The organism is Streptomyces monashensis, assembly GCF_001866665.1.
Lineage (GTDB): Bacteria > Actinomycetota > Actinomycetes > Streptomycetales > Streptomycetaceae > Streptomyces > Streptomyces monashensis.
The window spans coordinates 227693-246203 of the sequence record NZ_MLYO01000018.1 but is presented as its reverse complement, the minus strand read 5'-3'; the positions used below and the strand labels follow the sequence as shown (position 1 = coordinate 246203).

Below are 18511 nucleotides of genomic sequence, written 5' to 3'. Positions count from 1 at the left end.
TCAGGCCCCCTGTCGCACCCATGTGGTGGCACTGTGCTGTGCCTGTGAGTGCGATTGCCGGTCCGTTTCGGGGGCCGGCCGGGGGACGGCCGGAGCACGAGCCGGCAGCCGCACGGTGAACACGGTCCGCCCGGGCACGCTGTCCACGGTCACCGCACCGCCGTGCGCGGTCGCGACGGCCTGCACGATGGCCAGCCCCAGCCCGGTGGACCCGGTGGCGCGCGAGCGCGCGGAGTCGCCGCGCGCGAACCGCTCGAAGACGTGCGGCAGCAACTCGGCGGGAATCCCCTGCCCGTTGTCCTCGACGTCGACGCACATCCAGGGTCCGCGCCGCTGCACGCGCGCGGTGACGGTCGTCCCCGGTGGCGTGTGTTTGCGGGCGTTGCCGAGCAGGTTGACCAGCACCTGCTGGACGCGTGCCGCGTCCGCCGACACGAGCGCGGGTTCGTCGGGCAGGTCGAGGCGCCAGTTGTGGTCCGCGCCGGCCGCGCGGGAGTCGCTGACGGTGTCCACGACGAGCGGGACGAGATCGGTCTGCTCGAACTGGAGCGGCCGTCCGGCGTCGAGCCGGGCGAGCAGCAGGAGGTCCTCGACGAGGAGGGTCATCCGGCCCGCCTCGGACTCGATCCTGCCGAGGGCGTGCCGCGTGTCGGGCCCGACCTGTTCGCGTCCGCGCCTGGTCAGCTCGGCGTAGCCGCGGATCGACGCGAGCGGCGTGCGCAGTTCGTGGCTGGCGTCGGCGACGAACTGCCGTACCCGCATCTCGCTCTGCTGCCGGGCGTGCAGGGCGCCGTGCACATGGTCGAGCATGCGGTTGAGTGCGGCGCCGACCTGGCCGACCTCGGTGTGCGGATCGCACTCGGACTCCGGGACCCGCTCGCTGAGCCTCACCTCGCCGGTGTGCAGCGGGAGTTCGGAGACGTGGGTGGCGGTGCCCGCGACCTTGCGCAGGGGGCGGGTGGCGATGCCGACCAGTACGTACCCGGCGATACCGGCGGCCACGAGACCGGCCACGGTGACGCTGATCTCGATCAGGACCAGGGTGTTGATGTTGTCGTCGACGTCCTGGGTCGGCAGGGCGACGTAGAAGGCGTCACTGCCGTCCCGGCTCTTCATGTACTCGACGAGGTAGTCCCCGAGCCCCGGTATCTCCACGACGTGCGCGTCGCGGTCCTTGGACACCGAGCCGAGGGCGTTCCTCTGCGCCGTGTTCAGACCGTCGGCCTTCATCCGCTTGAAGAAGCCGGTGGTGTAGTTCTGCTGCTCCGAGACGGCCGCGCTCACGATCGAGCCGTTCCGCACGTACGCGGCGATGGTCTTCGCCTGCGTCGGCCCCTTGGTGAGCAGGTTGTCGACCTTCTCGTCCGGCGTGGCGTTGTCCGCCGGGGAGGAGTCCGGGCCGCCCGGACCGCTCAGGTTCCCGTCGCCACCCGGCAGCCGCGGATGGCCGACCGCGCGCAGACCGATGTCGCTCACCTGGCCGGCCAGCTGCTGGTACAGATGCTGGCGCAGCGCGAGCGTGGTGACCGTACCGATCACCGCGCACACCACCGCGATCAGCACCACCGACGCGACGACGAGCCGGGTCCGCAGAGTGCGCGGCTGCCCGGCTCGCCGCGTCCGCCGCTTCCGTTGGCCCTGTTGCTGCTGCTTCCTCTGCGGGGCCGGCCGTCGTCGCCTGCTCATGACACGGCGGGTTTGATGAGGTAGCCGGCCCCACGCCGCGTGTGGATCATCGGCTCGCGTCCGGCGTCGATCTTCCGCCGCAGGTACGAGATGTACAGCTCGACCACATTGGCCTGCCCGCCGAAGTCGTACGACCACACGCGGTCCAGGATCTGCGCCTTGCTGAGCACGCGCCGCGGGTTGCGCATGAGGAAGCGCAGCAGCTCGAACTCGGTGGCGGTGAGGTGGATGTTGTCACCGGCCCGCGACACCTCGTGGCTGTCCTCGTCCAGAGTCAGGTCCCCGACGACGAGCACCGAGTCCGACCGCCGGTCGGCGGCACCGGACCGGCGGATGAGCCCCCGCAGCCGCGCCACGACCTCCTCCAGGCTGAACGGCTTGGTGACGTAGTCGTCCCCGCCCGCGGTGAGCCCGGCTATCCGGTCCTCGACGGCGTCCTTGGCCGTCAGGAACAGGACGGGCACGTCGGGCAGTTCGCGGCGCAGCCGGCCGAGGACGGCGAGCCCGTCCATGTCGGGCAGCATCATGTCCAGGACGACGGCGTCGGGCCGGAACTCCCGGGCGGTCTGTATCGCGCCCTGCCCGTCGCCCGCGCTCCTGATCTGCCAGCCCTCGTAACGAAGGGCCATGCTCAGCAGTTCGGTGATCGACAACTCGTCGTCCACCACAAGCACGCGGACGGGGCTCCCGTCCGGCCTCAGCAGTTCGGTGCGCCCCTGGGGCGAGGTCGTGGTCATGGTGCACACCCTGTCCGGGCCCTCTGAGAAGACGCTTTCCGCAATCTGTGATTTGCCTGAGAAACTCACAGGCGGCTCTCAGGCGGCACCTGGGAAGCGCCCCGGCGTCAGGCCGCCCGTGCGAAGGCGTGACTGTGCTCGACGCGGGCGATGTGGATCGTGTACCGCTCGTACCACCGATCCCGTCCGTGCTGCTTGGCGTCGAGGTGCTCGGGATGGTCCCGCCACCGCTCGAGGCCGGCCAGATGCCGGAAGTAGGCCACGGATACGGCGAGTCCGCCCGGCCCGGGGCTGTGGGCGAAGTCCTCCCCGAGGAAGCCGGGGATCTGCCGGACGAGCCGCGAGAGCCGGGCCGCGGTCCGCTCGTACGCGCCGGGTTCGTCGTCGTCGCGGCGTACGGAGGTGAACACGACGGCGTAGTAAGGGGGTTCGTGGGCGGGAGTGGGAACGACGGTGGTGTCCGGTTGTTCGCTCATGACGACAACCGTCGGCGAACGCCCTGCCGCGTGTCCATGGATCTTGCCGAAGGGGATCCGTCCGGGATCCGTTTCTTTACGGTCTTTTCTTGACGGTCGTTTCTTTACGGTCGTTTCTTTACGGTCGTTTCTTTACGGTCGGTCAGAACAACCCTTCCGGCTCCTGTCTGAACTCCCGTACGGGAAACCCGAGTCGGAGCTCTTGGGCCTCGCCCGGCACCAGCCCCCAGCCCGCCATCAGCCGGGTGTCCAGCACGACGACCCCGCGCCCGCCGACCGCCAGATGCAGATCGGGTCCGACGGCGGCGACCAGCTCCCCGCTCACGGCGCCGCCCGGCGCCAGCTCCACGACCTCGCCGAACGCACCCGGCGCCCGGTCGAGCCCGAACACACCGAGATGATCGGTGACTCGGCACTCGGCGGCCCGCAGCGACTCCGGCCACGCCGGAAGCGCCACGGCCCGCGCATGCAGCTCCCGCACCTCGGCGGCGCGCTCCGCCGCGGTCTTCGGCAGCGCCGCCCGCACCGCCCGCTTCTCGGCGTACGGAATCCGGTCCGGCACCCGCAGCGCGGCCCGCAGCAGCTCCTCGGTGCGCCGGGCGGCCATCAGCGGGCCGGTGCCCAGCCAGCTGAAACAGACGGCACCCTGCTCCAGCAGCCGGGCGTCCCCGCGCTCGGCCGCGGTGATCCCGACCTTGACCAGCCCGGGCCCGAACCACGCCAGATACACCCGGTACGGCCGGGGGTCGTCGGCGATCGTGTCGGCGGCCACGGAGTGCGCCCGGTCCAGCCGGGCGCACTCCTCGCACCGGGCCCCCGTACTCCTGCCCGGCACGCCGGCCCGCACCGGGCAGCCGTTCCCCCGCGCCCCGACGCAGGTCCGCACCCCGCCCTCGGGCACGGCGAAGGCGACCCGCTTCCCCCACGCCGGCGCGCTGCGCCGCCCACCGTCCCAGACCAGCACCGGCCCGTCCGCCGACCAGCGCAGTCCCGAGCATCTCCATTCACGTGCCATCCCTCCCGAGAGTAGGGGGAGGGTCTGACAGCGGGCCGGGAGCGGCCGACGCCACCGCACGCGGTGCGCACACCGTGCGAGCGGCCTTCCCCGCGACAACCGGACGGATCGGCTCCCACACCCCCGACTTGTCCAGACACCTTTTCTCCACGGATCGATCCATCACTGTTCGCGTCGATGTCCTTTCCGCCGTACCGGCGAGTACCTAGAGTCTGTCGCGCTGTCATGGACGCGCCCCATTCGTCGGCCACGCACCGGCCGGCCGGGGCCTCCTCCCACTTCCTCCTGGAGAGCGCATGGTCTCGCGTCGTACCGCTACCGCCCTCACCTCCGCGGCGGCGGCCCTGCTGCTCGGCGCCGGCGGTTACACGGCCCCCGCCGCGAGCGCGGCCACCGGCACCGACCTGTCGGTGTTCGCCTGGAACGTCGACCTCGGCACCCCGATCGTCGACACGACCCAGAACGAGAAGGCGGCCCAGCGCACCCCGGTCATCGAGTCGATCATCCGCAAGCACGGCGCGGACGTGGTCGTGCTGGACGAGGACTTCAACAACACCTCGACCGCCGACATCACCGGCAAGCTCGCCGACCTGTACCCGTACCACACCCCGGTCGTCGGCCAGACGTGCTCCGGCGGCGGCTGGAACGGCATCAGCGGCGACTGCTCCAACTCGCCGTTCGTCATCAACGGCGGCACGATGATCCTCTCCAAGTACCCGATCACCGCCCAGTACGCCCACGTCTTCAGCAACTCGACCTACGGCACCTGGGACTACCACGCCGACAAGGGTGCGGCGCTGGCACAGATCGACAAGGGCGGGGTGAAGAGCTGGGTCGTCGGCACCCACCTCCAGGCCGACGAGTCCGACACCTCCACCGACACCACCCAGGCCACCCGTCTCGCCCAGCTCGAGGAGATCCGCTCCTGGGCGGACGGCATCGCCGGCACCAGCGGCCCGGTGCTGATCGGCGGCGACATGAACGTGGAGTACTACGGGGGCCGGTCGCGCGGTGACTATGCGGCCGCCCAGAGCGCGGTGAACGGCGTCCTCGGCACCCCCGCCACCGACTCCTCCCAGACCCTGCGGACCATGGACTGCCCGGTCTCCGCCTGGTGCCAGTACATGTCCGGCGTCGAGTCCTTCCCGAAGGACTACCGCGACGACCTCGACTACATCGGCTACCTGAACGCCACCGGCCGTCCGGTCCCGGCCGCGATGTCCACGGTCAAGGTCGACTTCGACCCCCAGTCCGGCTGGACCACCGGCCAGACCGACACCGACGCCCCCAGCGACCACTACCCGGTCGAGGCGACCTTCCAGCTGAACTAGAGCGCGCCGGCGGCCCCGGAACTCTCCGGGGCCGCCGGCGTCCCGTTGGTGCCGGTGACCGTTCGGCCCTGTGGGGGTGCCGTTCGGCCCTATCGCCCCGGGCCGGGGCCGACCAGGCTGGACGGATCGGCAAGGGAGGTCGTCATGGATGACCGCGACTTCCAGGCACACGGCCTGATCGACGAGTTCTTCGACCGGAGTCTGCCCGTGGACGACGGGGCCGGCCCCCGTTGGCGCGACAGCGGACAACTCGACCCGCTCACCGTCGCCCAGATCCGCATGTGGGCCGCCAACCGCACCCTTGCCGCGTTCAGACCCGGCAGGTCCGACACCGCGCGGGCCCTCCGGGAGGTCGAACGCAACTCGCTGGACCGGTGGCTCACCGACCGGGGCTTCATCGCCCCGGCGTGACGACGGGGCGTCCGGGTCCCCCACTCATTCCCTGCAAAAGCCAGAGGCCCTGTGGATCTCTCCACAGGGCCTCTGATCTGTTGTGCACTCGGCAGGATTCGAACCTGCAACCTTCTGATCCGTAGGATCGGGCAGGCTGTTTGGCGGGGGCTCCGCCTTCCTCCCGGCTGATAGCTGAAGGCCGTGATCAACAGCCTCTATGTGCCGTCGTTGCCGTCAGCGTTGCCGTCAGCTCTGAACGGTGGCCCCGACAAGCGCCGACTCGCAGTCTTCGCAGGACTTCAGGCCCAGCCCGGCTGAGAGCTACGACTTTCTCTACAGGTTTTTGGACCGACCGCTCCGGAGGTGGGCCGAGGTGGAGCAACTGCTGCCGCGATGCGGCTTGGCCCGTCGTGGGCGCTCCGCCAGGGGGCTCCACCCGGTCGTTGAGACTTCGCCGACTTCCCGAACAGCCCTCAGCAAGTGGTCCGTGCGAAGAGTTCCGGAATTGGAAGTACCTAGAGGGAACTTCCTCGCAGGCTCGCCAAATCCCACTCTTGCAATTTCCAAGAGATGAGGAAGGAACTGGCGGCAGATCGGAAGGATGTGGACGTAGACGCACCCTCTCTCGCTAGAAGGCTCTGGAGCTTGCGAACCTTGATGGCGTGACGATGTATTTTCCGGCCACGCCGCACCGTACCAATAAGGTGCCAATGCGCGACCCATTGCAGTCGGAAGTTAAATGGGGGAGTTGCTCGCTGAAGGCGCAGGACAGATTGGCAATATTTGCCATCGATTCGGTAAAACTCCTCCAGCGCATCAATCCGATCCATCAATCCACCAAGTAGTGATTCCACTCTTTGTGAATCCTCCAAGGCTGTCGGCATCTGATTTATATAGGAGTCGATGGATACATTCAAAGCCTGAAGACGCGCCTGGTGCTCCGGCATCTCTGCCTCGAACTCACGGAAGGCCTCGGAGAGGCTTACCCGTTTCTGCAGCCCGGTTTGATAGCTCGGTCCGCTATGAGTTAGAGCGTTCAATATAGCATTTGCGCGCATCCGTGAGGAATGTTCGGCCTTCCGTGCCACTCTATAGCTAGGACCACTGTGAGTTACCGCATCGAGAACCTGTGCAAGTAGCTGATCAGCCATCGCTCTGCCCTCCCGCAATATTCACAACCCCCGTGCCGCCATTATTGACTGGGGACCCCATCTCGGATTCCTCTGGCACTGCTTGCGCAGGTGAATTCCTCTCCCATTTATCAAGAATGGCTGGCGCGCCAGCCCCAGCAACGATGGCGCCAAATACGCTGAATGGGCCAGCTATGGCCAGCACCCAAGCTACCCCCGCCCCGATGGACACTCTGAGAATCTCTATCGATATCCACACGGAGAATGACACTCCACCGTCGGCGAACCAGGGCCACATCTGTTCCTTCTTCAGATAACGAAAAAGGCCCAAGGCTGCGATAAGCAGACCGCCCACAGCTCCGTAGAGCGCCATGATCAAATGGGTCACTCGTCCCCCTGCGGCAGCTCAAGCACTCAAGTGCCGCTAGCTTAGCCCCTCTTGCGCGTCAACTCACCGAGTCGGGCATGACACTGCCGGGTATGCGTCCCACGCTCCCGGGCTGGGAGCTCTCGGGAACAGCCGAGCTTGTCCGAGCATGTACCCACAGAGCGAGCGGTGCCGTCACCGCGGGCCTACGCGGTCAGCCAAGATAGGGCCGCTCACGGTGTTCCAGGAAGTGACGGATCCGGAGCTGCTGCGTGTGGTGCATCGGCAGTTGGTCGATCTCCTCTGGCTGGACGAAACGCAGCTCCGTGGACTCGTCCGAGATTGCGAGTCGGCCGCCCACCACACGGGCGGTGAAGCAGACGTTGAACTGTCTGCGCACCTCACCGTCCGAGTAGGCGATGATGTGGCGAGGGTCGGTGTACGTGCCCACGAGCCCCGTGATCTCTACGTCCAGACCCGTTTCCTCCTTCACCTCGCGGACGGCCGTTCCCGGGAGTGAGTCGGTCATCTCCATGCCGCCGCCAGGTAGCGCCCAGAGATCATTGTCCCGTCGGCGCTGGAGGAGAACGCGCCCTTCGTTGTCGGTAACCACGGCAGACGCCGCGACCACCAAGCTGTTCGGCTCCGGTGCCGCCGGGTCGTCGTAGTACTCGGTCCGTGCCATGGTCAGTCTTCTCCTACCGGCGTCGCGGTCTCCCACACCGCGTCGAAGCTGCTGGCGTAGGTGTCGAACATGCCGCCCTCTCCGTTGCGCCGAAGATGCCACACGGGAGCACCGTAGGCGTTCACGCCCCAAACATGGGCATTGACCAGCGCCTGGTCATCCGCACGATAGATCGAGTTGTAGAGCGTGGTGGCATGGGTCCGCACCTCGATGCCGGCTACCTCGGCCAGGGGGCGATAGTGCATGAGGGCGAGTCGGCAGCGGGACTCGATCCCATGACCGAACCTCTCTTCGCTACCGCGCTGTTGGACGTTCGTGCTGTCCGGATCGCCGATCGCGATACGGACCGCACACCCGTCGGCGGCTCGCTCTCGCAGCAAGTCGTTGAGCCGTGGGTACGCCTCGTGCAGGAAGACGGCCGCGTACACCAACACGTCGATGTGCTCGCGAGCCTGGGACAGCATGTCCACGAAGGCGGACACGGGGATGTCCGCCCGCTGGTCGTAGAGAGCCACAAGTTCGGGACTGACGGCGCGGGCAGGGCGTGCTTGCCGGAGCGCTGGCCATAGAGCGTGCACGTCTTCTCCTAGCGTTTCCGCTGCCAACATGGCCGTGGCACGGCGCGGCGTACGCCCCAAATTGACCCATCGTTCGACGGACTTGGGGTCGACTTCGACCCGGTCCGCGAGGGCGGTGTACGTCCAGCCGCCGGCCGCCATGGCAGCACGTAGCCTCTCGTTCGGCATCCCAATCTCTCCCAACACTCGGGGACGGCACTAGGGACGTTCTATCCGACGCGGGACGTCCTGAAGTGGTGTTTGTCGGAGGTTCCGACGTCCTCATGGGCGCCAGGATGCTCGTGCACATGGCGAGCAACCAGCAGACCAGACCAGGCATCGGTGAACTGGCGAAGGACACTGCCAGCGGACGAATCGGCGTCGTCATGGGTGAGATCGGCGCCCGGGTGCAGATACGGCCCATCGGTGGCGGCGTCGAGTGGGACGCCCGGCCGGACAACGTGGTGGCGCCGACAGCGCGGGAGGAACTGAGCGCCCGCCTTGCCATCAAGGACGGCAACCGCCGGGGCAGGCTGTGATGCGCGCCATCGGCCGATATGCGGGGCCTCTGTTCATCATCATGATCAGCAGCTCGTGTGGCCTGGTGATCGGCATGGCTCTCGGTATCCGCCGGTAGACCGGCTGGCCCCGGACGGGGTGCCACCTTCCTTGGCTCCCCCTTCCCCGTTCGGGGCCGGCCTTCCATCCCACTCGGTTGTCCTGGGCCATGCCTAGGTGACCGATGCGGGCGTAAGTGCCAGAGCACAGCGACACTCAAGGAGTTTTCGCATGACGGCAACGGCCAACGACCAGAGGACCGGGCGCGCGGTGGCTGGTGAGGAGCTGTTCGACAGCCTCACCCGCTTCGTGGTCGTCCACAACGGGCAGTCACCCGAGCGGGCGGCACGGATCGCGGACCAGGCGGTGGCCTTCCTGGTCACTGCGGCAACCGCCACCGTTCCCATGGTCCCGTCGGACGACGTGGACCTCGGCCTGCACGCGCTCATCCTGCACACGAAGGAGTACGCCGCGCTCTGCGAGCAGAACGCGGGCCGCTTCCTCCACCACAACCCGACGCCGGGCGGCGGACCCCGTGACCCGGAGAAGGTCTCCGACTCCGCGCACGCGATGAAGTCGGCCGGGTTCATGGTCTTCGACGACCTGTGGACCGTGGACGGCACGAACCTCGCGCAGTGCGACTCGGACTGCGGTCGACCGTACGGCCAGGCATAGCAACACGACATCAGCGACGCGGCCGGCCTCGACTCTGGGTCGGCCGCGTCGCCCGGAAGGAGAACAGACGTTGTCCGGGACACCCCCTGAACTGCCGATCGTCGTGCTCGACGCACTCATGCCCACGGCTCAGCGCCTGGTCCTCAATCGCCGGGGCTCCACGGTCTGGGAGGTGGAAAGCCACAGGGGCACCTACGCCGTGAAGGTCGGCTACCCGATCGAGGCAACGGCGGACTGGTCCGCCCAGCCCTGGACGGCGCTGGCACCCGCGCGTGAAGGTGCCGTGCTGCACCGCCTCGGGTTCCCTGACTTCGCGTACGGCGAATGGGACGGCGGTACCTGGAACTTCCAGCCGTGGCGGGAAGGACCGGATCTCTACCAGCTGTGGGAGCCCTGCCGTGCGCCGGACTCGCGCATCGAGCCGCACACCAGCGTGGCCCTGAGTTGTGTGGAGGCGCTGGCCGAACTGCATGCCCAGGGCTGGGCCCACGGCGATGTGCAGCCCGCGCACTTCATCATCGGGCCGGAACGGACCCACCTCATCGACTTGGCCTTGGCGCGCGGTGGGCACGTGCCCGAGGGGTACGACTTCCCGTTCCGCGGCTGCCTCGTCCACTACGAGGCGCCGGAGATCTCGCGCAGTGTGCTCGCGACCGGAGAGGCGCAGGCCACACCAGAAGCCGACATCTACGCACTCGGCGCGTCGCTGCTCATCTCCGCCACGGGCTGGCGGGCGGTCGAGTACCCGGACGACGCACCGCGCCCCGTGCAGAGGCAAGCCGTGGCGGACGGCAGGCGGCGGCCGGTGAAGATGCAAGGCGAACTGGGCGAGCTGTTCGAGGCCATGCTCAGCCATGCCCCCGAGGACAGGCCAACGATCTACGAGGTCGGTAAAGCCCTGAGCTGAGCCCGCTGACGCCGCGCACGGCGAACGTCGACCACACGCAAAAACCGGACCACCCCTCAGCCTAGACAGCATTCCGGGTGGTCCGGTCGCGGAGGCCCTGATCAGGACCCCGGTGCCGATGGTACCGGGGCCGTTGGCGTGCTCGGATTCGGGCGCTGCCTCAACAGCGGCCTTTCGATGTCGATTTGAAAGGGGTTCTGACCTGAGCCACAGAAAGTCAGCCACGACGGCGGGTGCGCCGAACGAGCACCCGTCACGTGTGTTGCAGCAACCCCCCACCGGCCTCTGCCACGCTGCCATGCTTTTGATCTTTAGCCCGCAGACGCCTCCGCTCCGCCCCCGCCAGCCACTCAGCGATGGCGCGACCGGTCAGCAGACCGTGATCAAACCGGGCGCCGCGCCACGGATCTTGTCGGCGTCGTGCGCTTGGTTGTGCCTGTACTGGTGGCCATGTGGCCTGGAGCGGTGGGCGGTTGGGTGGCGTGGTCGTGCTTGGTGTACGTCGGCCTGGTCCTGGTGCTCGGAGCGGTTGGGTTGCTTCCTGCTCTGGCTGTCCGCCTTGGTGATCCTGCGCGCTGAGCGGCGGGGGGCCGCCGGAGCGGTGGCGGAGACATGGAGCGGTGGCGGCCACGGGCCGCCAGCGCGCGCGGGCCGCCGTAGGCGGGCCGCCTTGATCCAGTAAAGAAACTCTGAACAGCTCCGCAGGGCAGGGCAACACGAGAGACACGCGACTGCACGACGAACAAGCGCCGGACCTACATCAGAGGGCCCGTTGGGCAAGCGATCAAGCAGTGCCCTGGCGGTTCGAGCTAGCACCTACGCAACGACGGCACGGCGGCAAACGAGGAGCGATGGCCGAGCACATACCGGACAGCGAAATGGGGTTGACCAGCATTCACGTCGGGGACGCAGAACAGGTGACCGCTCTGATCAAAGAGATGCGGGCCATGGTCGGTCGCCTCAGCAGGGAGACCAGAGAGTTGCGAAAGGAAGTGGCCAAGCTCAGGGCTACTGCTTCGCCTGCTGGGCAGCCTTCAGCTCCTCGACCTCACGCCGCAGTTCCTGATGATCAGCACTGAGGGCACGGATCTCGTCTCGTAGTGCTGTGAGCATTTCGGTGAGGGTGGCGCTGGCGGCTTCGTCGTCGGGCCTTCCCTCCGCTTGCTCTGCCCGGCTCGGCTTGTCGCCCCTGTTCGACAAGTACCAGGCAGGCGCGTTGTAGTTCGCTGAGAACTCGCCCCCGCCATCGTGGTCTGCGACGAAGCTGCCCCGACCGTGGATCGTGTAGATCAAGCCCTCATCGCGCAGCACGTTGAGCGCGGACCTCATGGTCATGTTGGCCACGCGAAAGCGTTCCTGTAGCTCGCGAATGGCCGGCAACTGCTCGCCCGGCTTGATCCGCCCCTGCAAGATCTCGCGCCGAAGCTCGTCGGCAGCGTGCTGGTACGGCGGCCGACGGTCCTGCTTGCTCTCTGGCGCGGGGCTCATGGCCCAAGAGTATCGAGTCCTAGCACGCCTAGCACACCCCACTGACATAGGTGGCCTATGCCAGATGACACCTAGCTCACTCCACTCACTTGACTCTGCTAGGTCAGCTATGTTCAATGGAGATCACGCCCCACCGCCCTGGTGGAGCGCAACCGAAAGGACGCAACTCCCATGGCACGCATCCGTGTTGGCCTGCTCCCCACCTCGTCGTTCATGGTCGGCACCCTGCCGGTGCCGAAGTACGCGGACGCCGAGAAAACTCAGTTCGCCACCGACCGCGAGACCGGCGCGAAGCTCTACACGATCACCCTCTTCTTCATGGAGGAGGACCGCGCCGAGGCCCTGAAGATCACCGTTCCGGAGACTGGTCTCCCCAACGGTCTCCGGCCCGGTGTCCCGGTCATGCCGGTGGAGCTGTTCGCCACCCCGTGGGCGCGGATCTTCAACGGCTCGCTGTCGGACGGGATCGCCTACCGCGCTGATCGGCTGGACCTGGTGGCCTCGGCCGCTGAGGCGGCGTGAGCGGCACGGCTTTCCGGTTCGGCGCTGAGCGCAGCTACCCGCTGCCTCACGCCGGGCCGGATGCCCGGTTCACCGAATCGCTCGTGAACTCGGTGGCGGCCGTGCTCGTCGGCTACGGCTATCCCCGCCTCGGATCCTCGGCGGATCGGGCGGCCCTCGAATCGGCCCTCGTGACCTTCCTCTACAACTCTCCGGAGAACCACGCATGAAGGATCAGAACGCCCTGGCTGAAGGGGCCGTCGGCCACATGCCCCTATTCGTCGTCCTGGTGCTCGCCGTGATCGTCGGCTGGGCGGTGTGGTGGGTAGTCCGCTACCTGCGCGCCGACACCATGACCCGGCAGTCCATCCGGCAGGCCGTACGTGTGCGGTGGGGCTGGAAGCGGCTCGCACCGATGCTCAAGCTGTCGGTCACGGACAAGACCCCGACCGCGCTGGCAACGCTGGCGAACACGAACGGCAAGCCCATCAAGCCCCGTATCCTCATACCCGCCCTGCGGGTGACGCACGACGCGTACGGAGTGATCGCACGAGCGCGATGCCTGCCCGGCGTGGGCCTCCAACAGTTCCAGAAGGCTGCCCCACATCTGGCTGACGCCTGGCGGTGCACACGAGTGGCGGTCACCCAGGACAAGCCGGGGCAGGTCCTCATCCGGGGCGTGCGCCTCGATCCGCTGAAGTTCCCCACCGAGCACCAGCCCACGGGTGACGTGCCGGATGAAACGGCTCGGTGGGACCTGGGTGTGGACGAGTACGCCCAGCCGGTGTCCGTGGACCTCACGCAGGTACCCGGCGTGACCGTGGCCGGCCTGCCCGGTTACGGAAAGACCAGCCTGGTCAACCGCCTTCTGTCGGACTGGGCACCCTCGCCCGCGGTGCAGTTCGCCTGTGCGGACGGCAAGGTCTCGGCTGCGTACGAGGGCGACTACGCCGACTGGGTGCAGCGCATGTTCGCCTTCGTCGGCGATGACCTGGAAGAAGCCAACAAGCTGTTCCGTCACCTCGTGGAACTTCGCCGTGCACGATCGGCCTCGGTGCGCTCGGTGCTCGGTGTGAAATCCATGTGGGACGTCGGCCCGTCCGACCGCTGGCCGCTGGTCGTGCTGATCATCGACGAAGCCCACACCTACTTCCGCGACCACAAGGGCAGTGACCCGAGGACCAAGAAGCTCGCCGCGCTGGCCGCAGAAAACGCCCGGCTCGTCGAAGACCTGGTGAAGAAGGGCCGTTCCGTGGGCCTGCTCGTCATCCTCACCACCCAGAAGTCCACAGGCGACGCGATCCCGACCTTCATCCGAGATGTGTGCCCCGTGGGCCTGAGCTTCGCGCAAAAGACCGCCGAAGCCGCTGTGGCCGCGCTCGGCGAAGAGATCCGGGAATGGCCGGACGCCAACCCGATCAACCTCCAGGACCCCACCTATGTCGGCGTCGCGTCCATGAACCACCAGTCCCAACCCGGCTTCACCCGCATCCGCACGCCATACGTGCCGGACGCGGACGCGGCCCGCATCGCCGAGGAGACCGCGAGCCTCACCGCCGACCCTTACGCCCTCCTCGAAGCCGTCCTCGGCCCTCGCATGGGGGACGTGGACCTCATCAAGGCCGACACCGAAGCGGCCTGACCACCCCGGCACTGCACAGCCACGGCCCACCCGAGAGGAGGTGAACACCCATGACAGAGGACCGGATCACTCAGCGCACCATCACCGCCGTCATGATCGTCATTGCCGCGCTGGCGTTTGTCTTCTCTTTCGGCAACGTCTGGTCTCTCGCCCTGCGCCTGGGCGTCCCCGCCCCGATCGCGCCGCTCATCGCCCCGATGGTGGATCTGTCCGTGGTCGGCCTCCTGGTCGCCCTGCGCTACCTCTCCCTTCACGGTCTATCTGCCGAACAGATGACGGCGGCTACCCGGCTCATGCATTTCTCCGGACTGCTGACCCTGGCGCTCAACGTCGCCGAACCGATCGTCGCCGGACACTACGGCCGTGCCGCCGTGGACGCCGTGGCCCCGCTGCTCCTACTCGGCTGGGGCGCTGTCGGCCCGCAGCTCCTGCGCGCCTTCCACACGGTCGCCCGCCCGGCCAATCCGGACTCCGCGCCGGACGAGACAGGGCCGGAAGCCGACACGACGCCCGCCCCGGCTGCACCCAGGGCACTGCCCGTCACGCCAGAACAGAACTCCGTGCCGGTCGCTCCCCTCGTCGCCCCGGCTCCCGCCGCGCCTGCGGTCAAGGTGCCTGAACCCCTGCTGGCCGAAGCACGCTCGATCGCCGCGTTCCACCACACCGAGCACGGCGAACCCATCACAGCGGCCCAGCTCAAGACGCGGCTCGGCATCGGCCTGCCCATGGCCACCGCCCTCCACGCCGCCTTGTAGGGCCGCACCCTCCGCCGGCCTCCCGGCACCTCCCACCCCTGGGCCCACCTCGTCATGCCCTGCGGGCAGCAGCCCGAGCGCACTGAATCGCTGCTGCCCGCAGGCCCCACCCTCGTGCCAGAAGGGAGACCGCACCACTGATGCGCCCCCAATCGGATCTTCGCCATGTGATCAGCCCCGGTCTGCGGGACCTGATCGAACTGGCCAACACCCACGACTTCGACCGCGTCACCGACCAGGTCCGCAACTTGCGCGGCTGCACCCACCCCGTCAACCTCCACGGCTGGACCACCACCACCGACCAGGCCACGAAGGAAGTCGTCCGCTCCTACCGCTCCGAAGACGAGCCCTCCGGACGCCTCCTCACCGTCTGCGGCAACCGCCGCGCCTCCCGCTGCCCAGCCTGCTCCCGCGTCTACGCCGCCGACACCTACCACCTCATCAAGGCCGGACTGTCCGGCGGCAAGAACGTCGCCGCAACCGTCCGCGACCACCCCCGCGCCTTCGTCACCCTCACCGCCCCCTCCTTCGGCCCCGTTCACAACCGCCCCACCACCGACGCGGGCAAACCCCGGCCCTGCGCCTGCGGCGACACCCACGCCGAAGACGCCCCCGAACTCGGCACCCCACTGAACCCATCCACCTACGACTACGCCGGGGCCGTGCTCTGGAACGCGCACGCCGGACAGCTCTGGGCACGCTTCACCACCTACCTACGCCGCGCCCTGGCCGAACACCTCGGCATGACGCAGAAGGCGCTGAACACCGCCCTCCGCGTCTCCTTCGCCAAGGTCGCCGAGTACCAAAAGCGCGGCCTGGTCCACTTCCACGCCGTGATCCGCTTCGACGGACCCGACGGCCACACCAGCGCGCCCCCTCTCTGGGCCACCTTCGACGCCCTGAAAACCGCCGTGGGCCTGGCTCGGAAGCGAGCCCGGCTCACCGTCGAGTCGGACGCAATCGGCGAACGAGTCATCGCCTGGGGCCGCCGGTTCAAAGTCGACCCCATCTCGGCCCTGGGCGACGGCGAACTCACCGACGCCAGGGTTGCCGAGTACACAGACGCCAAGGTCGCCGGATACATCGCCAAGTACGCGACCAAGAACGCCGAAGGCACCGGCACCGTCGACCGCACCCTGATCTGCCGCCCCTGCGCCGGACGCGGCTACGTACGCGGCCCCGACCGCTTCCACGACCGATGCCTTGACTGCGACGGCACCGGACAGGCCGAACCCATCAAGGCCCTGCCCGTCCAGCAGCACGTACGGCAGATGATCCGCACAGCCTGGGCCCTCGGCCACCTGCCGGAGTTCGCCGAACTCAAGCTCTGGAAGTGGGCCCACATGCTCGGCTTCCGCGGTCACTTCTCCAGCAAGTCCCGCGCCTACTCCACCACTCTCGGTGCACTCCGCGACGTACGCCGCGCCTGGCGCCTCGCCCAGGCCGAAGCCGCCCGCGCCCGCGCCGGCCTCCCCACCACCGACGAGAACACCACCCTCGTCACCGCCTCCTCCTGGACCTACCTCAGCAGCGGCTACCGCCCCGGCGAAGAACTCCTCGCCGCCCAGGTCCGCCACGACATCGCCCACGCCCAACGCCTCAAGCAGGAAGGACTGGTGCCTTCATGACGTCGGCCGTCCTCACCGTGGACGAGGTCGCCGAGCGTCTCGGCATCAGCCGCTGGAAGGTCCACGACCTGATCCGCTCCCGCGAACTCGCCTCGTTCAAGATCGGCCGCTGTCGCCGCATCAGCGAAGCAGCCGTGGACGCCTACGTATCTCTCCGCACCGAACAGGAAGCCGCCTGATGGCCAAGCCGAAGAAGAACGCCAACAACGAAGGCACCATCTACCAGCGGAAGGATGGCCGCTGGGAGGGCAGTGCGTACGTGCTGACGACGGACGGCACGTACAAGCGACGGAGCGTCTACGGCAAGACCTGGGACGACGCACACGAGAAGCTGACCAGGCTCAAGGCCGACTCCCTCAACGGCCTCCCGGTCGCCACCAGCAAGATGACCGTCGCCCAGTACCTGACGTACTGGCTCACGAACGTCGCCAAGGGCAAAGTCCGCCGGACGACCTACGTCAACTACGAATCGCTCGTCCGCAACTACGTCACGTCCGAGTTCGGGAAGAAGAAGCTGACCCGGCTCACCGCCCGAGACATCCGGGCCTTCCTGACCAAGACGGCGGCCACCTGCCAGTGCTGCGCGCAGGGCAAAGACAAGAAGCGGCCCGAGCACAAGCGGCGCTGCTGCGCCCTCGGCAAATGCTGCAAGAAGCTTCCCTCCGACCGGACCGTGCGCTTCCTGCTGGTGATCCTTCGGGCCGCCCTCCAGCACGCCGTACGTGAGGACGAGCTACCCCGGAACGTGGCCCGGAACGTGGAGCTGAGCATGGGAACGCAGCGCGAGATCGAACCTCTCACCGCTAAGGAGGGGCGTCAGCTCCTGTCGGCGGCCCGCGACAACCGGCTATGGGCCGCGTACGAGCTGGCTGTGCGCATCGGTCTGCGGCGGGGTGAGGTGCTGGGGCTGCGCTGGTCGGACGTGGATCTTCACGAAGGCGTCCTCACCGTCCGGCAGGCCCTACAGCGGGTCGGCGGCGAACTGCTGATCGTCGCGCCGAAAACTCAGCGATCGGCCCGCCGCGTCGCCCTGCCGGCCGAGTGCGTGACCGCGCTCCGTGCCCAGCGCGCCCAGCAGATAGCCGATCGGAAGGCCGCCAGTGTGAGCTGGAAGGGGACAGGACAAGGCCTCGTCTTCACCACGAAGAACGGGACTCCCATCGAGCCGCGCAACCTGAACCGGTCCTTCGAGGCTCTGTGCGCCCGTGCCAGCGTCCGCAAGGTCCGCTTTCACGACCTCCGCCACACCTGCGCCTCGCTCCTCCACGAACAGGGAGCCGACGCCCGCATGATCATGGAAGTCCTGGGCCACAGCTCCATCCGCGTGACCATGGACATCTACACGTTCGTACGGCTGGACTCCCAGCGCTCAGCCTTCGACCGCGTCGGGGACGCGCTCAGGGGTGACGACAGCAGGCCGGACGATGACGACGGCGCGGGCGGCGTCCTCGTAGCCGTTTGATCAACCCGCACTCACCGGTTAGGTCGAACTGACGGCGCCCCTCGTTCCGACCCGGCGATTCGTGGGAAGGGCTGTGGAGGACAGCGCGACAGAAGGGTGGAGAGCGTGCGTGCCATGGTTGGTGACAGGATTCTTGTCCATGGTCGAACGGTGGGGCAGCAAGATCGCCAGGCAGAGGTCATCGAGGTGCTCGGGCCGGATGGGACGCCTCCCTACCGGGTCCGTTTCGAGGACGGGCACGAGACACTCATGAGTCCAGGCCCGGACACCGTCGTCCGTCACATCGCAGAAGACGCCTAGGCAGCGCTCGGACCCGGCGGTTGCCGTCAAAGACTGCCGTCAAAGCAAAAGCCAGAGGCCCTGTGGATCACTCCACAGGGCCTCTGGTCTGATGTGCACTCGGCAGGATTCGAACCTGCAACCTTCTGATCCGTAGTCAGATGCTCTATCCGTTAAGCTACGAGTGCTTGTTCTTTTGTTCTTGTCTTCGTTTCGGCCCTTTCGGCCCGTCCCGGCGA

Annotated in this window: 22 protein-coding genes and 1 tRNA gene; 14 read left to right on the top strand and 9 right to left on the bottom strand. The window is 67.7% G+C overall.

Going from position 1 to position 18511, the window contains the following annotated elements:
• From BIV23_RS11260 to BIV23_RS11245, 4 genes are all read right to left on the bottom strand, one after another.
• A complete protein-coding gene (locus BIV23_RS11260; RefSeq protein ID WP_079173080.1) occupies positions 1–1686 on the bottom strand; it encodes a sensor histidine kinase in 1686 nt (561 codons plus the stop codon).
• Positions 1683–2423 carry a response regulator transcription factor gene (locus BIV23_RS11255; RefSeq protein ID WP_071380641.1) on the bottom strand — a complete coding sequence of 247 codons (741 nt, stop codon included), beginning with the start codon at positions 2421–2423 and terminating at the stop codon, positions 1683–1685. Before BIV23_RS11255 ends, BIV23_RS11260 begins: the two co-directional genes overlap by 4 nt.
• A 107-nt stretch (positions 2424–2530) precedes the next feature.
• On the bottom strand, positions 2531–2899 hold the full coding sequence (locus BIV23_RS11250) for an antibiotic biosynthesis monooxygenase family protein (protein ID WP_071380640.1): 369 nt from the start codon (positions 2897–2899) through the stop codon (positions 2531–2533).
• A 142-nt stretch (positions 2900–3041) separates the two neighbouring features.
• Positions 3042–3914, bottom strand: coding sequence for a DUF2797 domain-containing protein (locus BIV23_RS11245; RefSeq protein WP_079173079.1), 873 nt, complete (start codon positions 3912–3914; stop codon positions 3042–3044).
• A 296-nt stretch (positions 3915–4210) separates the two neighbouring features.
• Between BIV23_RS11245 and BIV23_RS11240 the strand changes: the two genes are divergently transcribed.
• The 3 genes from BIV23_RS11240 (at position 4211) to BIV23_RS49570 (ending at position 6483) form a co-directional block, all read left to right on the top strand.
• On the top strand, positions 4211–5245 hold the full coding sequence (locus BIV23_RS11240) for a sphingomyelin phosphodiesterase (RefSeq protein WP_071380639.1): 1035 nt from the start codon (positions 4211–4213) through the stop codon (positions 5243–5245).
• A 144-nt stretch (positions 5246–5389) separates the two neighbouring features.
• Positions 5390–5656, top strand: a complete 267-nt coding sequence (locus tag BIV23_RS11235; RefSeq protein ID WP_071380638.1) for a hypothetical protein — start codon at positions 5390–5392, stop codon at positions 5654–5656.
• 644 nt (positions 5657–6300) lie between these two features.
• Positions 6301–6483 (top strand): hypothetical protein, encoded by a 183-nt coding sequence (locus tag BIV23_RS49570; protein WP_143079070.1) that lies wholly within the window; start codon positions 6301–6303, stop codon positions 6481–6483.
• Positions 6484–6781: 298 nt separating this feature from the next.
• On the opposite strand, the gene BIV23_RS49565 is transcribed toward BIV23_RS49570, so the two are convergent.
• The 3 genes from BIV23_RS49565 to BIV23_RS11225 all read right to left on the bottom strand — a co-directional run bounded on the left by BIV23_RS49565 (position 6782) and on the right by BIV23_RS11225 (position 8566).
• A complete protein-coding gene (locus BIV23_RS49565) occupies positions 6782–7156 on the bottom strand; it encodes a hypothetical protein (RefSeq protein ID WP_143079069.1) in 375 nt (124 codons plus the stop codon).
• A 193-nt stretch (positions 7157–7349) separates the two neighbouring features.
• Positions 7350–7820: an NUDIX domain-containing protein gene (locus tag BIV23_RS11230; RefSeq protein ID WP_071380637.1), complete on the bottom strand. Its 471-nt coding sequence runs from the start codon at positions 7818–7820 to the stop codon at positions 7350–7352.
• A 2-nt stretch (positions 7821–7822) separates the two neighbouring features.
• A complete protein-coding gene (locus tag BIV23_RS11225) occupies positions 7823–8566 on the bottom strand; it encodes a helix-turn-helix domain-containing protein (RefSeq protein ID WP_071380636.1) in 744 nt (247 codons plus the stop codon).
• Between the two features lie 107 nt (positions 8567–8673).
• On the opposite strand from BIV23_RS11225, the gene BIV23_RS11220 reads away from it, so the two are divergent.
• The 3 genes from BIV23_RS11220 to BIV23_RS11210 all read left to right on the top strand — a co-directional run bounded on the left by BIV23_RS11220 (position 8674) and on the right by BIV23_RS11210 (position 10517).
• Positions 8674–8916, top strand: a complete 243-nt coding sequence (locus BIV23_RS11220; RefSeq protein WP_071378489.1) for a hypothetical protein — start codon at positions 8674–8676, stop codon at positions 8914–8916.
• 250 nt (positions 8917–9166) lie between these two features.
• A complete protein-coding gene (locus tag BIV23_RS11215; protein ID WP_071380635.1) occupies positions 9167–9610 on the top strand; it encodes a glycine-rich domain-containing protein in 444 nt (147 codons plus the stop codon).
• Positions 9611–9680: 70 nt separating this feature from the next.
• On the top strand, positions 9681–10517 hold the full coding sequence (locus BIV23_RS11210) for a protein kinase domain-containing protein (protein WP_071380634.1): 837 nt from the start codon (positions 9681–9683) through the stop codon (positions 10515–10517).
• A gap of 1008 nt (positions 10518–11525) precedes the next feature.
• On the opposite strand, the gene BIV23_RS11205 is transcribed toward BIV23_RS11210, so the two are convergent.
• Positions 11526–12005 (bottom strand): GntR family transcriptional regulator, encoded by a 480-nt coding sequence (locus BIV23_RS11205; RefSeq protein ID WP_071380633.1) that lies wholly within the window; start codon positions 12003–12005, stop codon positions 11526–11528.
• 171 nt (positions 12006–12176) lie between these two features.
• Between BIV23_RS11205 and BIV23_RS11200 the strand changes: the two genes are divergently transcribed.
• From BIV23_RS11200 to BIV23_RS11165, 8 genes are all read left to right on the top strand, one after another.
• Entirely contained in the window at positions 12177–12527 is a 351-nt protein-coding gene (locus BIV23_RS11200; RefSeq protein WP_071380632.1) for an SCO3933 family regulatory protein, read from the top strand.
• Positions 12524–12736 carry a hypothetical protein gene (locus BIV23_RS11195; protein WP_071380631.1) on the top strand — a complete coding sequence of 71 codons (213 nt, stop codon included), beginning with the start codon at positions 12524–12526 and terminating at the stop codon, positions 12734–12736. The genes BIV23_RS11200 and BIV23_RS11195 overlap by 4 nt, the downstream gene beginning before the upstream one ends.
• Positions 12733–14148 carry an FtsK/SpoIIIE domain-containing protein gene (locus tag BIV23_RS11190; RefSeq protein ID WP_079173077.1) on the top strand — a complete coding sequence of 472 codons (1416 nt, stop codon included), beginning with the start codon at positions 12733–12735 and terminating at the stop codon, positions 14146–14148. The genes BIV23_RS11195 and BIV23_RS11190 overlap by 4 nt, the downstream gene beginning before the upstream one ends.
• Before the next feature lie 50 nt (positions 14149–14198).
• Entirely contained in the window at positions 14199–14903 is a 705-nt protein-coding gene (locus BIV23_RS11185; protein WP_071380630.1) for a DUF2637 domain-containing protein, read from the top strand.
• A gap of 140 nt (positions 14904–15043) precedes the next feature.
• Positions 15044–16531 carry a replication initiator gene (locus tag BIV23_RS11180; protein WP_071380629.1) on the top strand — a complete coding sequence of 496 codons (1488 nt, stop codon included), beginning with the start codon at positions 15044–15046 and terminating at the stop codon, positions 16529–16531.
• On the top strand, positions 16528–16710 hold the full coding sequence (locus tag BIV23_RS11175; RefSeq protein WP_071380628.1) for a helix-turn-helix domain-containing protein: 183 nt from the start codon (positions 16528–16530) through the stop codon (positions 16708–16710). The genes BIV23_RS11180 and BIV23_RS11175 overlap by 4 nt, the downstream gene beginning before the upstream one ends.
• Positions 16710–17993 carry a site-specific integrase gene (locus BIV23_RS11170; protein ID WP_071380627.1) on the top strand — a complete coding sequence of 428 codons (1284 nt, stop codon included), beginning with the start codon at positions 16710–16712 and terminating at the stop codon, positions 17991–17993. Before BIV23_RS11175 ends, BIV23_RS11170 begins: the two co-directional genes overlap by 1 nt.
• Before the next feature lie 105 nt (positions 17994–18098).
• A complete protein-coding gene (locus BIV23_RS11165; protein ID WP_071380712.1) occupies positions 18099–18293 on the top strand; it encodes a DUF1918 domain-containing protein in 195 nt (64 codons plus the stop codon).
• 94 nt (positions 18294–18387) lie between these two features.
• Here BIV23_RS11165 and BIV23_RS11160 read toward each other — a convergent pair.
• A tRNA-Arg gene (locus tag BIV23_RS11160) sits at positions 18388–18460 on the bottom strand.
• Positions 18461–18511 lie beyond the last annotated feature (51 nt).

Excerpts from the sequence above, each read along its gene's own strand:
- BIV23_RS11260 (WP_079173080.1), bottom strand. The coding sequence starts at position 1,686 with ATGAGCAGGCGACGACGGCCGGCCCCGCAGAGGAAGCAGCAGCAACAG.
- BIV23_RS11255 (WP_071380641.1), bottom strand. The coding sequence starts at position 2,423 with ATGACCACGACCTCGCCCCAGGGGCGCACCGAACTGCTGAGGCCGGAC.
- BIV23_RS11250 (WP_071380640.1), bottom strand. The coding sequence starts at position 2,899 with ATGAGCGAACAACCGGACACCACCGTCGTTCCCACTCCCGCCCACGAA.
- BIV23_RS11245 (WP_079173079.1), bottom strand. The coding sequence starts at position 3,914 with ATGGCACGTGAATGGAGATGCTCGGGACTGCGCTGGTCGGCGGACGGG.
- BIV23_RS11240 (WP_071380639.1), top strand. The coding sequence starts at position 4,211 with ATGGTCTCGCGTCGTACCGCTACCGCCCTCACCTCCGCGGCGGCGGCC.
- BIV23_RS11235 (WP_071380638.1), top strand. The coding sequence starts at position 5,390 with ATGGATGACCGCGACTTCCAGGCACACGGCCTGATCGACGAGTTCTTC.
- BIV23_RS11230 (WP_071380637.1), bottom strand. The coding sequence starts at position 7,820 with ATGGCACGGACCGAGTACTACGACGACCCGGCGGCACCGGAGCCGAAC.
- BIV23_RS11225 (WP_071380636.1), bottom strand. The coding sequence starts at position 8,566 with ATGCCGAACGAGAGGCTACGTGCTGCCATGGCGGCCGGCGGCTGGACG.
- BIV23_RS11220 (WP_071378489.1), top strand. The coding sequence starts at position 8,674 with ATGCTCGTGCACATGGCGAGCAACCAGCAGACCAGACCAGGCATCGGT.
- BIV23_RS11215 (WP_071380635.1), top strand. The coding sequence starts at position 9,167 with ATGACGGCAACGGCCAACGACCAGAGGACCGGGCGCGCGGTGGCTGGT.
- BIV23_RS11205 (WP_071380633.1), bottom strand. The coding sequence starts at position 12,005 with ATGAGCCCCGCGCCAGAGAGCAAGCAGGACCGTCGGCCGCCGTACCAG.
- BIV23_RS11200 (WP_071380632.1), top strand. The coding sequence starts at position 12,177 with ATGGCACGCATCCGTGTTGGCCTGCTCCCCACCTCGTCGTTCATGGTC.
- BIV23_RS11190 (WP_079173077.1), top strand. The coding sequence starts at position 12,733 with ATGAAGGATCAGAACGCCCTGGCTGAAGGGGCCGTCGGCCACATGCCC.
- BIV23_RS11185 (WP_071380630.1), top strand. The coding sequence starts at position 14,199 with ATGACAGAGGACCGGATCACTCAGCGCACCATCACCGCCGTCATGATC.
- BIV23_RS11180 (WP_071380629.1), top strand. The coding sequence starts at position 15,044 with ATGCGCCCCCAATCGGATCTTCGCCATGTGATCAGCCCCGGTCTGCGG.
- BIV23_RS11175 (WP_071380628.1), top strand. The coding sequence starts at position 16,528 with ATGACGTCGGCCGTCCTCACCGTGGACGAGGTCGCCGAGCGTCTCGGC.
- BIV23_RS11170 (WP_071380627.1), top strand. The coding sequence starts at position 16,710 with ATGGCCAAGCCGAAGAAGAACGCCAACAACGAAGGCACCATCTACCAG.